At 30.3% G+C, this 15158-nt stretch carries 15 protein-coding genes and 4 pseudogenes; 4 read left to right on the top strand and 15 right to left on the bottom strand.

The genetic code is table 11. From position 1 onward, the window contains the following. The 3 genes and pseudogenes from HMPREF2637_RS02945 to HMPREF2637_RS11475 form a co-directional block, all read left to right on the top strand. Positions 1–508 (top strand): annotated as a pseudogene (locus HMPREF2637_RS02945) (transposase); the annotation flags it as partial. A gap of 242 nt (positions 509–750) precedes the next feature. Beyond that, positions 751–1314, top strand: a complete 564-nt coding sequence (locus tag HMPREF2637_RS02940; protein WP_070839047.1) for a nucleotidyltransferase family protein — start codon at positions 751–753, stop codon at positions 1312–1314. Positions 1315–1921: 607 nt separating this feature from the next. Then, a pseudogene (locus HMPREF2637_RS11475) lies at positions 1922–2324 on the top strand (IS3 family transposase); the annotation flags it as partial. 285 nt (positions 2325–2609) lie between these two features. Here the strand turns inward: HMPREF2637_RS11475 and HMPREF2637_RS02935 are convergent. The 11 genes from HMPREF2637_RS02935 to HMPREF2637_RS02885 form a co-directional block, all read right to left on the bottom strand. After that, complete coding sequence (locus HMPREF2637_RS02935; protein WP_070839045.1) at positions 2610–3296, bottom strand: dTMP kinase; 687 nt, start codon at positions 3294–3296, stop codon at positions 2610–2612. 15 nt (positions 3297–3311) lie between these two features. Next, positions 3312–4334 carry a pyruvate kinase gene (locus tag HMPREF2637_RS02930; protein ID WP_070839043.1) on the bottom strand — a complete coding sequence of 341 codons (1023 nt, stop codon included), beginning with the start codon at positions 4332–4334 and terminating at the stop codon, positions 3312–3314. A gap of 39 nt (positions 4335–4373) precedes the next feature. After that, a complete protein-coding gene (locus HMPREF2637_RS02925) occupies positions 4374–5435 on the bottom strand; it encodes a hypothetical protein (RefSeq protein ID WP_070839041.1) in 1062 nt (353 codons plus the stop codon). A gap of 12 nt (positions 5436–5447) precedes the next feature. Continuing rightward, positions 5448–6233 carry a hypothetical protein gene (locus HMPREF2637_RS02920; protein WP_070839039.1) on the bottom strand — a complete coding sequence of 262 codons (786 nt, stop codon included), beginning with the start codon at positions 6231–6233 and terminating at the stop codon, positions 5448–5450. A 2-nt stretch (positions 6234–6235) separates the two neighbouring features. After that, positions 6236–6781 (bottom strand): CYTH domain-containing protein, encoded by a 546-nt coding sequence (locus HMPREF2637_RS02915; RefSeq protein WP_070839037.1) that lies wholly within the window; start codon positions 6779–6781, stop codon positions 6236–6238. A 9-nt stretch (positions 6782–6790) separates the two neighbouring features. Further along, positions 6791–7042: a PqqD family protein gene (locus tag HMPREF2637_RS02910; RefSeq protein WP_070839035.1), complete on the bottom strand. Its 252-nt coding sequence runs from the start codon at positions 7040–7042 to the stop codon at positions 6791–6793. Positions 7043–7067: 25 nt separating this feature from the next. Continuing rightward, the gene (locus HMPREF2637_RS02905; RefSeq protein WP_070839033.1) at positions 7068–7880 is read right to left on the bottom strand and encodes an ABC transporter permease; all 813 of its coding nucleotides are present in this window, start codon (positions 7878–7880) and stop codon (positions 7068–7070) included. Continuing rightward, positions 7867–8850 carry an ABC transporter ATP-binding protein gene (locus tag HMPREF2637_RS02900; protein ID WP_070839031.1) on the bottom strand — a complete coding sequence of 328 codons (984 nt, stop codon included), beginning with the start codon at positions 8848–8850 and terminating at the stop codon, positions 7867–7869. Before HMPREF2637_RS02900 ends, HMPREF2637_RS02905 begins: the two co-directional genes overlap by 14 nt. Then, a complete protein-coding gene (locus HMPREF2637_RS02895) occupies positions 8851–9657 on the bottom strand; it encodes an ABC transporter permease (protein ID WP_070839057.1) in 807 nt (268 codons plus the stop codon). A 19-nt stretch (positions 9658–9676) separates the two neighbouring features. Further along, entirely contained in the window at positions 9677–10438 is a 762-nt protein-coding gene (locus tag HMPREF2637_RS02890) for a CPBP family intramembrane glutamic endopeptidase (RefSeq protein ID WP_070839030.1), read from the bottom strand. A gap of 242 nt (positions 10439–10680) precedes the next feature. Further along, positions 10681–11541 (bottom strand): helix-turn-helix domain-containing protein, encoded by an 861-nt coding sequence (locus tag HMPREF2637_RS02885; RefSeq protein ID WP_083320393.1) that lies wholly within the window; start codon positions 11539–11541, stop codon positions 10681–10683. 303 nt (positions 11542–11844) lie between these two features. Here HMPREF2637_RS02885 and HMPREF2637_RS02880 point away from each other — a divergent pair. Continuing rightward, positions 11845–12857, top strand: a pseudogene (locus tag HMPREF2637_RS02880) (ISAs1 family transposase). Here the strand turns inward: HMPREF2637_RS02880 and HMPREF2637_RS02875 are convergent. The 4 genes and pseudogenes from HMPREF2637_RS02875 to HMPREF2637_RS10750 all read right to left on the bottom strand — a co-directional run. Continuing rightward, a pseudogene (locus tag HMPREF2637_RS02875) lies at positions 12813–13028 on the bottom strand (transposase family protein); the annotation flags it as partial. The pseudogenes HMPREF2637_RS02880 and HMPREF2637_RS02875 sit on opposite strands and share 45 nt — an antisense overlap. Before the next feature lie 220 nt (positions 13029–13248). Continuing rightward, the gene (locus tag HMPREF2637_RS02870) at positions 13249–13782 is read right to left on the bottom strand and encodes a GNAT family N-acetyltransferase (RefSeq protein WP_070839026.1); all 534 of its coding nucleotides are present in this window, start codon (positions 13780–13782) and stop codon (positions 13249–13251) included. Further along, the gene (locus HMPREF2637_RS11245) at positions 13782–13931 is read right to left on the bottom strand and encodes a hypothetical protein (RefSeq protein WP_155267079.1); all 150 of its coding nucleotides are present in this window, start codon (positions 13929–13931) and stop codon (positions 13782–13784) included. Before HMPREF2637_RS11245 ends, HMPREF2637_RS02870 begins: the two co-directional genes overlap by 1 nt. Before the next feature lie 368 nt (positions 13932–14299). Continuing rightward, positions 14300–15158: ribonuclease D (locus HMPREF2637_RS10750; protein ID WP_141760010.1), on the bottom strand; the 859-nt coding region annotated here is incomplete at its 5' end.

The raw sequence follows: 15158 nt of genomic DNA, 5'->3' as shown, positions 1-15158 counted from the left end.
GAATTGCGATTATGAACCAGTTTGATAAGAAGTCTCTACCCTATCGAGCCTTGAAAAATCACTGGCGACTCTTTCAAAAGGACAGCCGTAAGTTATCTCTCAATTCTTTCTATTCAAAGACTTTCCGTCAAACATTATGCCCACATGAAGTCGTTGAGAAGACACTGAATTTCTCAGAAGAACTCGCCAATTATTATAACCTCTATCAGCTCTTACTTTTTCACTTTCAGGAGAAGAGAGTAGATGAGTTTTTTGAATTAATAGAGGAGAACATGAGCAAGGTCAAGCACTACTTTCAAATGGTCTTTAGGACTTTTCTTAGACACAAGCAATACATCAAGAATGCACTAGAAACAGACTATTCAAACGCAAAAATTGAAGCAACTAATAAGTTGATTAAAGACATCAAACGGTTGGGCTTCGGTTTTAGAAACTTCATCAACTTTAAGAAACGTGTCTTCATCACTCTGAACATAAAAAAAGAGAAGACCTATCAGATCCTCTCTAGAGGTTAGCTTTTCGTCACCCACTACAGTTGACAAAAAACCAAAATAATGTTCTTCCACATCGTTAACCATCTTCTCAACCATAAAGACCACATGATTTGGTGGTAAGACACTGGAGGGTCTAGTAGCAATGTCATCTGATTTGTGTTATAGTTAACTTGCATGATGTAGCCTTTCTACATAAGATTCGCAACTTTATTTTATCAAGTCCATCTCTTTAATGCAAAAAGAAACAGAGGTTAAAATGGCTAATTTAGGAAAAATAATTAAAAAGAACTCAGAACTAATGGAACTTTTAAAGATTATTTACTCTTTTCAGCTTAAGGACTGTTGGCTTTGTGCAGGAACTATACGTAATTATATTTGGGACTATCTTAGTGAAAGGAATATATCTTCAGATATCAATTTTTCGGATATAGATGTCATATTCTTTGATAAGAATATATCATATGAACAAACTGTTTCAATAGAAAACGAAATTAAAAAGAAATATCCTAGATATAATTGGGAAATAAAAAATCAATACTATATGAATATCCATAGTCCTAATACCGAAAAATATACTAGTTCTACAGATGCTGTTTCGAAATTTCCCGAAAAGTGTACGGCGATAGCTGCTAGACTAGATAACAATCAGGAATTAGAACTGTTCACCCCCTATGGAACAGAAGATTTGATTAATTTTAAAGTCTCTCCTACACCACATTACTCTTTTGATAAAGAACGACAAGTAGTTTATAACGAAAGAATTAGAAAAAAAAATTGGATTGAATTTTGGCCTAATCTTTATATAGAAATTATTGAATAAATTAAATTGTTTTTCCATTAAAATAACGAAGGAAACTCCATAACGAGATATTTTGAAGACTTCAATAGTTACAAACAGTTTTGTGTCTAGTTTCATTCCACAGTATATATTTGTACTGTACTTCTCTTTTTATGCCTCATTGAGGTGTCATAATTAGCGCAAGGTCATTCTCCACACTTAGAACATCCTAGGAAAACAGACGCTAAAACGATTTATGCGTCTAGAAATCCAAAAGCACTTGTAAATGAACAGCACCTCAAAAGTTGGACACAAAATTTAACAATTGGGGTGTTTTTTCTATTTTGAATTAAGTTTAAATAGTAAGTTTGAGATATATGGACTAAAACAAGAAAGGGGTTAGCATTAGTAAACTAGAAAAACAATTAGAGGTCAATTCCAGAGAGAATGCCACTCTAAGCTACGCCATTCCAAGTAAGAACATTCTTACAAATTGACTTTTCCAATGCAAGAAAAAAAGTTATACTATTGTTATGAAACAAGAGGAAAATTAACTCTTGATAGCTAAGGTTACCTTCCTAAAAAAGTTTAAAGTGATTAGAATAAAGTAACGATGCGCTCTAGAGAGGGCAAGAGAAACAATTAGAGAGATGGTTATAATAGTGAATTTATTAGCTTTACTATTTCACGTTCTACTAACTTAAGTCAAGTTAAAACTGTGCTTGATAAAGCTTATTCAGAAAAATGCTTTTACGAACCTATATTACATAGTAATCGAGGTTGGCAATATCAACACAACTATTATCATTATTACCTAAATTAAAAGATATTCGTCCATCTATACCACAAAAAGTAAGCAGTCCAGACAATGGCATCCTAAAATCAGAGATGTTTTATTACTATGATAAAGACTATGGGGCATTAAACGATCTGGAACAAGTTATTATAAAATATATTTATTATTACAATAACAATGTATCAAAGAAAAATTAAAAGGACTGAATCCTATGGAATATAGAATTCAATCCTTTGGACTTATTATAATAAAGTAGACACAAAGTAAAGTGAAAACGAGGAAAATCATTATGTCAAGAACGTTAGTCCGACTTTAGAAATTTATCTAAATAGTTTAAATAGTTGGGTTAAAGAATATCAAAAATACGGAGTAAGAGCGTTCCTAGGACAGCGGAGCGCTCTTCGTCATGTCCAATTTGAAATTTGCTTCCAATTTATTTTATTTCTGTTTCAAAACTTTGATACACAAATCACAGTTTAAAAGTCATTTGTAACAGCTAAATTTTCAATCTGAAGCAGAGTCTCCCACCGTTTTTAGTGTATTATATATTTTTAGTTCTAAATTTAGTCAATATACTTGTTGTTATACCATTAACACATTCTTCTAGTTGTTCATTCAAGAAAAATTCCCAACCTTTTTGTTCAGATAAACTATCTAAAACACTTTTTACTCTAGCTTGATAGTCAATAAATTTATTTGTTTTATCTGTTAACAACTTTTTATTAGCATCCATCTCACCAAATTCAGTTGGCAAAAATTCCGTTCTTCGAGATAAAATTGTCGAAAAACCTGCATTCAAATAATATACAAAATCTGGTTCAGGAACATTGAAAAAAATATCATCTAAAACATTTTGAGCATATTTTCCTTTAATAACAAAGCGTGAATAAAGCTTGTAATACCAACCATCAGTAAGCACAAGATTTCCTTTACTCAATTCTTTTTTTATCGCGTAATCATACAAAGTCGAAAACCATGCGAGATTTAGATATAACCAATGATTATCACCCAAATCAAATAGTCTCTCCTTAGGATTATAGTCCCATAGTACAGTTTTTATAGTATTCATATGATTCCTAACGTACTCTGATTCATATATATTAATGTCCTTTTTATTAATATATACTATATTCATTCCTTGTTCTTTCAATCTATCTGATACTTTTTTTGAAACAGTTGTCTTGCCAACTCCATCAATTCCTTCAAATGTAATCAACTTTCCTTCCATATACTTACCTCATATTTAAAATACAATTTTATTAATAACTTCAACCTTTGAAGTCAACTCTTTCTTAATTTTTTTCATAATTTCATTAGGGCTTTTTTCACCTTTTGTAAGCAAATTTATCTCTTTAGAACAAGGAAGAACAATTTTATCGCACCCTAAAGATTTTATCAAAAATAAATCAAATATTTCTGAGCGATACGGCACCAGTCTATTACCACTACACGCTAAAACATCCGTACAAAAAATAATATCTTTCTTACCTTTACACTCATTTACTACTCTTTTTATTGAGTCTAAATAATCTGATAATGTAATATCAAGCGCTAGATCGCCACGTGCAACTAGAATTTCATCGCTTTCCTCCACAATATCTTGAATATCTTGTACTGCTAATTTTGTCTCTATTTTAGGTATAATACTACCGCTAATTTTAGAAGCTAGATTTCTAATCTCACTCGAATTTTCTATAAAGGAAAAAATATATTTCACATCGGGATAATTAATTTGTTGAATAATATCTTCAAAATCTTTCTCTATTTCTATATATCCGCATTGAATCGATTTTCCAATATAGCCCTCAAATGAATTAACAGCTTCTACTTTAAGATAATTTGTCTTCTTCTCACGAACCAAAAAACCACCTTCCCCATCCGAATAAAATTTTAATTCACCTTCCTCTGAACTGAAAATTGTATTCTCATCGAGTAAAATGCAGTTAGGTTCTGTGCTATAAATTTCGTGTGAAATTGTAATAGTATATACTTCACCCTTCTGAATTTCAAATCTAAATCCTGTATCATCGCAAAAGTTTGTCTCCCTTATCCTCGCCTTACCTTTAGGATAAGGAAAATCTAAATAAATTTCTAAATTAAAGTTATTAAATATAGGATAAAGTTTTTTTATTTTTTTACTTATTTCATCTTGCGGTAATTTTGAAAGATTAATACGCACACCATCAATCCCAATGCTTTTCAGCTCACGTAATAACTTCTCTAAACCCTCAATATCTGTGATATGATTTATAGTTTGAATTATCATTCTTTAACTCCTCAAAATTCACTTTGTTTCTCATGAATCCTATAATTTCTGATATAGAATAGATTGAATTGTTTCCAATAACTTTTTTCTCTTCTCTCGAATATCTTCCCTTCTTTCATTTGATAAATTCTCTCCATACCTCAACTCTAAATTATCTGAAATAATATGTAAAAAAGAAAATCTAATATTTAATTTATTTGCCGCTCTCGCCATATGACCTATCTCAGGGTCTACAAAATCATATTTTCCATCATTATTAAGAAGATCCAACCAATTTTCTGTTTCTTGCAAAACAGATGGTAATGTTACATGCTCACCTTCATATATGTTTAAACTATCATCACTAGAAAAAATGTTATTCCACTCAATTTTACCAATATTTGGAATAAAACTTACATTTCCTGTTGCAATGCTCTCGTTAGGAATAAAATTACTCTTCAAACCACCTAGTTTTCCAACATAAATAACAGTATCTACTCCAATACTAGCTAACTCTGAAACTAGGCAACCTGAAATATCTCCCCAATAAGTATGTTCACATCCCAATAATAAAGTAGATTTACCACTCTTTGTATCAAATCTTTTCCACTTAAATACCCCTTCGCCTTCCCAATCATAATTCAAATTTCCAATTGGATCTACATAGCCTAAAATTATTGTTTTAGCCTTTGGTAATTCTTTAAGATTTGATTTTTCTAATGTTTTAAAACAATCTTCACTTTCTGGAAGAAAGTAGTTTACATTAACATTTTTGTTTATTATCTCAAAGTAGGATTTTAGAATACAAAAATAGTGAAATACGTAATCAACTCCTGGATAACAGTGAACAATATATTTTCCTTTTTCTATTGTTACTGTAGGTCGCATGTAGTTAAATAGTTTATCATTCTTTTCAATACTGGAAATTACAGCATTTCGACTAAAATCTGGGATAATTGTTATTTCATTATTCTCTGATATATTTTTAAATAAATGATGAACTTTCAATTCAAGGTACTGTTTTAAATACTTTCCCATTGAATGATTTTTTACCATTAAACTGGAGTAATTTAAACTTTTCTTATATTTATTTGGTATAGTTAATGTTTGTATTTTCTCCATAAACTCTCCTTATTAAAAAACTGTTGAATTAAGCATATCCTGAGTCAGTGATAACATATCTAAAAGGACGGCGTTTAAGTTCTGTTCATTTACAGTAGAATAAATCTGAAGACTTATATATCTTTCAAGTAGTTCTTGATTACCGTATCCTCTATTGTCAATATAAATTTTTGAAATCCATTTACTCTTTAGGTTGGGTTTCCCATTTTTAGCATTTAATAATGAAGCACATTCCCATAATGCTCGTCTTGCACAATCAAGTGCTAAAGTATATTCACCAACTTCAAACATCTTTAAACTATCATCATAGTATGATCTCGCTTCTAGAGAAATTCTATTTGTAATCAACTCAAGAAAATTTGATGTTTCCAATAAATAAAGTAGCTGTTCACTTACCTCATTCCTATCAATAAAGAAGCCATGATAGATTCTTAAAAGTAATTTCAATTCTTCATAACTACCTACCAACCCCCTAGTATTTATAAGATTTTCTATCAGTTCTTCAACTGCGTTAATAGACCAATATTCAACATCAAGTTCAATTTCTCCTACTCTAATAACTTCAACCCCTAAACAATTACCATACCTTCTCATGTTCTGGTTTTTAAAATTCTGTTCGTCTTTCAAAAAAACATATACATCAATATCAGAATTTTTATTACCAAGTCTCTCTAAAAATGATGTGTACAATAGGATTGCAGAATCTTCAGTAGCCTGGGATAATTTATCGGTAATTGTTTTTAAACTTAAATATTTATCTAATAAAACTTTGTTGATAATTTCCTCTTTTGTAGTCATTGTTATCCTCTCCTCTTATAAGATAAAAAGCGCTCATATTTTCCTACTTTATTTATAGTGTGATTAAAGTTAAATAGTCTTATAAAATTTAATACTGTATCTCTATCTTGAAACTCCAACTCCAATTCAAAATCTACATTGTCATGATAAAAATTTTTATCTAAACAAATTTTTATATCTTGGTAATATGTTATATATCTTTCCGTTTTTAATTTTCCTATCAGACAGACAATTGGAGGTAAACCTGAACAATTTGCTTGAGTTTCTAATGTGTTTAAATTTATCTCACTAGGAACTTCTTTCAAAGATAAATCAAAGTGCTGTTCAGTACTTTCAATATAAGAGCCTACTTTTTCTTTATTCTTTATCTGCAGTTGCAGATTTTCCTTCTTCCTAATTCGAACAGTCATATTATGTTTGAAATATTCCAAATTTTCTGTATCAAAATAATAGTTTTCCTGAACAATGAATTTCTCTGGATTTAATTTTTGTTTTAATAATGAAAACTCTTCTTCACTTATTAAATATTTATACTCTTTTTCAATCATTTTTCTCCCCTAGTTTTTGAGAATAAAGTTTTTGTTTAGAAGAATAGAAACATAATTTTTTACATCTTCCAATACGATCTCCTCATTTACTCCATATTTTTTTGCTAAAACAATTGCAATATCTTCCACCGTATTCTTACCATTACATAAATCAAAAATTCTAGCTCCAACTTCATTAACTTCATAAACGTCAATAGTATCAGTAATAATGAATTTCCCGTCAACCTTTGCTAAATAAGCCTTTAAACTTTTTGAATACATACAAATAATCCTCTCTCCTTTTCAATTAGTAAACAAATAATTTTCCAGTTACCTTATTTCTCTTATAAGCTTCTTTTGAAATGATAATAGTAATAATCACCAAGCACGATAAAACCATTATGAAGCCTGCCCAAATATTTGGTGATACATGCTCTTTAAAAAATATTCCTCTAACCATATATAAACAGTACGTTGATGGAAAAATAAATGATACAATTCTTCCAATTACTGGAAATGCACTTACTGGAATACTTGTCCCAGATAAAATTCTCATAGGCTCATCACAAATTGTAAACAAGTAATTTGAATCTCTAGAAGTTAAAAATAGTGAATTTATAAAAGCCCCCCAAATGGCTGATGAAATAATAATCACCACTAATGATAGTAAACAAGAACAAATCAACTCAACTGAAACTGTTCCAACTATTACAAACAAAATAATAATAAAGGATAAAAACATTCCAATATTCGTTAAAATTCCACCTAAAGCACGTCCCAACAAGAAATTAGTTAAAGAAGTAGGAGTTATAAAAACCGCTTCTAAAGTTCCATTTTGTCGTTCAAATGTTAATAGAAAAGCACTTTGTACCATTGACCAATAACAGTTATATACCAATGTCCCCGTAATAAGAAATATTAACAAATCCGTTTGATTTTCTATTCCAAATCTTTTAAGAAAATATAAATCAAATGATTTATAAGTATAAAAAGTCTGGAAAAAAATTATAATTGGCCAAACTATTAAGGACATAATATTACTTAACGAATTTTGATAATTCTTTTGTTGTTTTACAATTTCTGCTTTCAACATTATAAATTCTTCTTTAATATTTATCATGCCAAATCTCCATTAATGAATCTTCTAGTGATGGTTCAACTATACTTATGGATTCAATAGAAATGCTACTATAACTACTGCATACAGATATAAATTCTTGAATAATATTTTTCTTTGATTTTAGAATAATTGACTCATCATTATCCCAAGTACACTTAATAGGGATATCTAATTTATCAACTGCATCTTTCACATCTTTTTTGTCTTTTTTAACAAATTTAACTTTTACAATTTTTTCTGGACTAACACTTTTGACTATTTCAGATGGAGAACCCTCATTTAAAATTTTCCCATTATCCAATAAGTAAATATAATCACATAACTCTTCTACTTCCTTTAAATAATGAGTTGTTAAAAGAATTCCTTTATTTAATTCCTTTGCAAGTTTTAGAACATAGTGTCGTAGCTCTTTTGCAATTACAATATCCAATCCTAAGGTAGGTTCATCTAATAAAATATATTCTGGATTATTTATTAAACCTTTAGCAATTTGAAGTCTTTGCTTCATTCCTTTGGAATACTTTTCAACAGGAATATCTGAAGAATCCTCTAATTTAACAAGTTTTAAACACTTATCAATTCGATTATTTAGTTCTTTTTTATCAATCCCATATAGACTTCCAAAATATTCTAAATTTTCTTTTCCTGTCAATCTCCAATATAAATTTCGCTCTCCCCCAGAGATAACGTTAATCCTTTTTTTAGTACCTTTTTCATCACTATTAATATTAATACCATCAATTAGTATCTCACCTTTACTAGGCGTTAGTAATGTTGAGAGCATTCTAACAGTAGTTGTTTTCCCTGCACCATTTATGCCAAGTAATCCCACTATTTTTCCTTTAGGAATTTGTATATCAATTCCCTTAATAACATCTCTTCTTTGTCTATCTTTTTTTAAAAATCTTTTAAAAAAGTTTTTTTCACTATTTTCAGAATAACTTTTATACACTTGTTTCATTTCTAACATTTATGAAAAGACCTCCTCAATTAGCTTTCTTTCTAATTTTTCAAACCATCTATATCCTAAATAAAAAATAATCACTCCTTCTATAATTGCTAGAATACTTGAAAATACCGTAGATGTACCGATATTGCCAGTAGATACATCTCGTAAAACATTAATCGCATGAGTCAAAGGTATTAAATTACTAAAAAATTGTAATTGCTTTGGAAGATAAGTAACAGGAAATGATACTCCTGATAAAAAACTTAATATAATAAAAAGTGTATTTTGGCTTATGAACGTATCCCTTGTATATACCATAATGTTGGAAAGGATTAAAGTCATTGAAAAACTCACTATTGCAATAAAAAATACTAATAAAAACATACTAATAATATTTTCAAAATTATATCTAACTCCTAGGAATACTGAAAAAATGATAACTAAAAAAAATTCTATAATTGATCGTCCAAGTTGTTCTACGAAAGTCCCTAGAAAGTAACCCAATCTAGAAGCTGGAGATAGAAGAAACGAATCAATAGTTCCTTCGCGAATCTCTAAAATAAGACTTCGTCCAACATTCATCAATGTTGCAATAGAAACTGCATAAGCCCCATATCCCAGTGAAACAAACAATAAATAGTTCATTCCTGAAGCCTTATTAGAAAACTCATTCCCAATTTTTCCATTGAAAACAAAATAATATAGTAGCACTGGCGTTAATAAAGCAAAAATTGAACTTAAAACACGTTGAAGAATAAATGAGATGGGGTATGCACGTAACATTGAGACACGATTTTTTTTATACACAGATTTAATTATATTTAACATTTCTATAGATACTCCTATTCTAATAATCATCAAAGAAAGGTTCATCATTTTCATAATGTCGTTGCTGATATTTCAATCTCTTTAAAATAAAAAATATTTCTGGAAAGTTATAGGTTATGTGCAATATTAAAGGATAAAATAGTGAGTCTGTCATCAAAAAAATGTTTCCAGAAAGCATACTCAGAATAAACTGTGATACATAATTTCTATAAGTAAACATTGTCGTTGCCCATCTATTTAAATAGTGTGCACTGACAAATAAAAAACCAGAAAATATTAAAATCAGAATTCTTAAATAATTGTTGTAGTCCTTCAACTCACTAAGAATAAAGAAGCGAAAATACATCTCTTCTGCAAAAATACTATATAACATAGCTAAAATAGTTAAAAATACCTCTCTTTTTAAGAGATTTAAATTAAAAGTGGGACCTGATAGCTTCATCTCATAATCCTTACAATGTAACAGAATTAAAGTTACTATTAAGAAAATAAAACTTAACAAAAAACTTATGAAGCTCATTGAGTCCCCTACAGCGAATGAAATCCTCTTGACTTGAAACAAAAAAGCTGGGAGCAACATTGGTAGCCCAAAAAAAATTACTTGTAGCCAGTAAGAATAATTAATTTTCTGTCTTAATAATGGTAAAAAAGTAATAACTACAACTAATAAAAAAAATGAAAATAGTATCCTAAAAAAATATTGACCAAAACCAAGTATACCAATATCACTCAACAATAATAACGTAAGAACTGTTAGTGACAATTTCTGTTTTTTTAACATTTTATCAACCTCAAAATTATAAAAATATGGAACAAAAGTACTTTTGTTCCATATTTCGTCCCGTAAAAAAATTGAATGATCGTTTAAGCAAAGATAGTTGCCACAACTGTAGCAATAATCTTAGTATCTTCAATTTTTTCAATTGTTGGTTTTTGATACATAATTCTTCCTCCATAAAAAATAAGACTGAGGTCGTCACCTCAATCTTATTCTATAACTTCAATTGTATCTTCCTTTATTTTTTACATATTCACAAAATCACTTATTGAACTAAATAATTTGTCTGCGGTTCCTATACAATCCAACCTTTTTAACATATCGATATATTCTAACATCAATTTCATTGAAGCTTTATCTCCTCTTTTAAAAGAATAAAATGCTTTATTAAAACGAAGTATAATTCTCTCAAATATATCTGCTTCCGATAATTGGAGAGAATCTAAAATTTTCATAAATTTTAGTGCTTGAGCTAGACAGTCACTTTCAATGCAGATCGTAACAACATTTAAAAGCATTTGATAAACCTTTCTGCGATTCTCTAACAACTCGTCGTAAAATTGCACTCGACTAAGCATTTCAGACGACAAAGTTACTAAGGTATCAATAGTAAGAACGTTCACACTATTAATGAACAACCACAATTCATACCGTCCCCACTGTTCAACCGAAAAAAGATAATCAACTAAATAGTTTACATCTTTTTTAGGAACTTTTCTGCTTTGATCACATGTATATATAACTATTTTCACTATTACACTATTTAAATATAAAGATTTTTTATTAGGATACTTGAGTTTTTCCATCTCTAAATCATTTAAGAATTTATCTAATTTCAAATAGTTATTATTTAGATATGCTTCAAATAACTCTTTATTAAACCTAATGTCATCTGTTAAAGTATAATTATTATATATAGCTTGAAACTCATCTAACAGTACGTTTATATTATCCAAACATTGAAAAAATGAATCAATAGATACACTACTCAGCCCTCTCTCGAACCTTGATAATTGTGCCATAGATATAGTGCCTTCTGAGGCCTCTCTTAAAGAAAAGTTTTTTGATTCTCGTAATATTTTAAAAATTTTCCCAAAATCTTTCAATATATCCCCTCTCTTTTACAGATATACAAAACAGAAGATTTAGAATTTAGTAATATGCTACAATATCTCCAATATAATAAGAAGGAGTTCTAAGCATGAAAAAAATTATCAAATTCACTATTATGCTTCTCATATTTGTTACAATCTAAAACGATTAGATAGTTCCATTGTATCATTTTTATCAATTTGTTTCTTTTCAAAAACACAAGCTACACGACAAACTCATGAAGAAAATTTCGTTATTTGAAAACAGTTTCATGAGACAATTTCAAATTCTTCGCTATACTGATAGTAGAGGATATTATTATGGATAGAATAATCAATTTCTTAGTCAGTGTCCAAGATAATAGAGAGTCATGGGAAATCAAACATTTGTTATCTAACATTGTCCTTCTCATCTTCTTTGCAGCTTGTCAGGTACGGAAGCATTGGATAATATAGATGTATTTCGGAATGCCTATGAGTCCTCTTTATGGACCGTGTTGAGTCTAGAAAATGGAATTCCCTAACACGACACGCTTCAACGAGTCTTTGCAACCTTAGATTCCCAAGTTTTTAGTAGAAGTGACACTACTGAAGTCAAAAATTCTAGAAAAAGCAGACTTGTCCTCTAAGATTTTGTTTAGCTTTTCCAAACAACTCGTAGCCATTGACGGTAAAACTATTCGAGGTAATAGCAGTGATACGCAGAAAGATCTGCAAACTGTGACCGCGCATTCGACTGATTTGGGGATTCTTTATGGCCAAGTAGTGACTAATGAGAAGAGTAATGAAATTACTGCTATCCTAGAATTATTGGATATAATTTCAGTTGAGGGTTGTATGGCCAATATAGATGCGATGGGGACTCAGACTACAATTACCAATAAGATTATCAAGAAAAAAGGCGATTATTGCTTAGCCGTTAAAGAGAATCATAAGACATTTTACGAGGATATTATCCCTTTTTTAAGCTGAGTACTGAGCAAGAAAATTATTGTTGGTTGAGGGAAAATCATTCTGATTTTAAGCATATTCAAAGTATCGGACTAGCTCGTATCCATATTGATAAGAATAGACAAGAAAGTGAAGAGTTCCGCTACTTTCTATTGAGTTGTCAGGTCAGTGCTAGAGAATTTGCGGACTATGTCCGAGGTCACTGGCTGCAAGATGTTGTTTTTCGAGAAGATTCCATTAAGACCTTGAATAAACATTTAGCTATTAATTTGAACGTAATGAATAAATTTTGCTTAGCAGTGCTTAATCGTTTGGATTTGGGTAAGAAAATAAGCGTGAGACGGACAACCTTCACTCAAATCAACGTAGTTCGTAAATAAGGGTTCATCCATTTCTATAAGATTTTTTATCTCCTTCCAGGTTTTAATGCCTGCTAACTGACAAACGAAGACAAGAAATAGAATGGTTGATAAAGGATAGCGAATTTTCCAAGATTGACGACTATCCAATTCAGCTGCGCAATTGTCAATAGAACTAATAAAATCAATCAAAGTAGGCTCTTTTCTACCATTTGTCAAGTCTATCAAGGCTTTAAGTAAAAAAAGAGATAAGACAGTAGCTATTCTGAAGTCACTGTCTTGTCTCATTTTCTTCTTAAATTGATTTTACATCACATATTAAACTTACTGTCCAGGTAAATTACTCATAAAGTCAGTAAAGTTTACGCTCTTACCTATTGTTCTCGTTAATCTTCCTTCTGGTAAAAAGTTATCAGAAAAAATTTATGAAGTCCGTAAAAGGTGAAAGACCTAGCGACTCTATCTGTTGTATTGAGATAACCATTTGAAATTCATTTTGCATAGGGACCATTTGCGGTGGTGCATTAAGGTTTATTAAATCAAATTTTTCATAAAATTCAAATGCCTCTGACAAGGCTACTAGGAACAGTCCTCCAATCGGAATGAATTGATTAATAGTTAATGCTAACTGAAAAGCTGTTAGTAATAACTGTGTGCCAAATCCCTTATTTTGGTGATTCCAATCGATACCAATTGCATTTACTTGAATGACAGAAAAATTCTGTTCTTTAAAAAACAAAGTTCTCATCTCATTCAACGATACAGATATAAACCCATAAATATTTTTTTCATCAGCAACTAGAATCAAACGTTCAGTAAATTGGGTCAACTCATCTCTACATTTACTTCTCAGATATTGGTTAATTTCTTCATTACCGCAATCAAATTTTGATGTAGCTGTATTAAAGTCACCACCCCAAAATCTGAAGTCTATTAACTTAGGCATTATTTTTTACCAGTAAACAGAGGACTTTTTTTGGCATTCTGAACACGTTCAAAAGCACTCTTTGAGGGGTTTGGTTTAGCCATTAAGACTTCGATTAAGCGTTGTTCTGCCCCCACGTTAATTTCAGTTGATTTTGTTAATACTGCCATTATTACGCCTCCTTTAGTACTATTATCTTATGTTTTCTTTCTTTAGTCAATCTTTTTAGTTATGTAAATCTTGAATTATCAAATTAAGTGAACACTTTTCCTATAGAAGACTTCATAAGGTTTTTTCAGTTAAGACATTTTCATGTCCTATTATTTAGTTTATTCTCCCAAAGCTGAATGATATAGTCTTCAATCAATGTCAAATCACAACCTTTAAAAAAACTCATAGTGGTATACAACACACGCATATGAATACTTTGCATAGACTAAAGGCTCATAGATATAGACATTACTATGGAAGTCATAAGTAAAAAAACACCAGTAAAGGTGTCTTTAATTATAGGCTGATTCACCAATAGTAAACTAGATTAGTATAAATTCTCCCACTGTGTGATGGAGTCTGGAAGTATTACTTTATAATTCTCGTAAAAGTCAATTAATTCATTTGGCGTAATAACGACAATATTATCCACCTTATCAGCATTCAATACTTCTGGTGCAAAGAGGAACACTTCATAACCATTCTGGGTAAAATCAGCAAATTGTAATGCATCGAGTGCTTCGGCTTTTCTACCCTTTACTTGAACAACTGCCTTTCTCACCCGTTTAGGATCTCTAGATAAAAACTCGCATTCCACTTTTATAGTCGTCGATTTACTTGCAATAGAATTCGAAAGAACATAATAGTCATAATTTACCTGTATATAGGAAATCACTAGCTCTTCCAAATCAAAATCAGGCAGGTTATCCAATAAACTACCTTCTAAACGAGCAACATCGTAGTGATTCGTTTGAGATAGTTTATTATAAATGGCTTTTGAGTACTCAACTATAATAGCATCATAAATTTTCTGAGCCGTGCCAGCATTAGCTCTGTTGAATGCTGCTTTGATTTGTCCTGGCACTTGCATACCGAATTTATAAGCATCTATCGGTAAAAGTGCTCCTATGTCTAATCTTTTGTCACACCTTGTAAGTACCTCACCTTTAGCTCTACATATCCAATAATTACCATCTAAATCACGTGTCCAAAACAAATTATCTTCATGTGTATCCTTAAAGATATTCAACACAGTATTTAATCGACCAGGCTCTTGACGAAGTCGTTCATAAAATTCAGAATAAGTTAATACTTCTCCCTCACCATATATTCGGCTCCAACCAATAGCCAAATACTGTTGTTCTCCTTTTAAACAAAAATCGATTAATTCGTCACGATAAGGTGTG

Origin of the sequence: Streptococcus sp. HMSC065H07 (genome assembly GCF_001837325.1) — a bacterium.
GTDB classification, from domain to species: domain Bacteria; phylum Bacillota; class Bacilli; order Lactobacillales; family Streptococcaceae; genus Streptococcus; species Streptococcus salivarius_H.
Note: the sequence above shows the minus strand (reverse complement) of the source record. Positions and strands in the feature narration are given on the sequence as shown.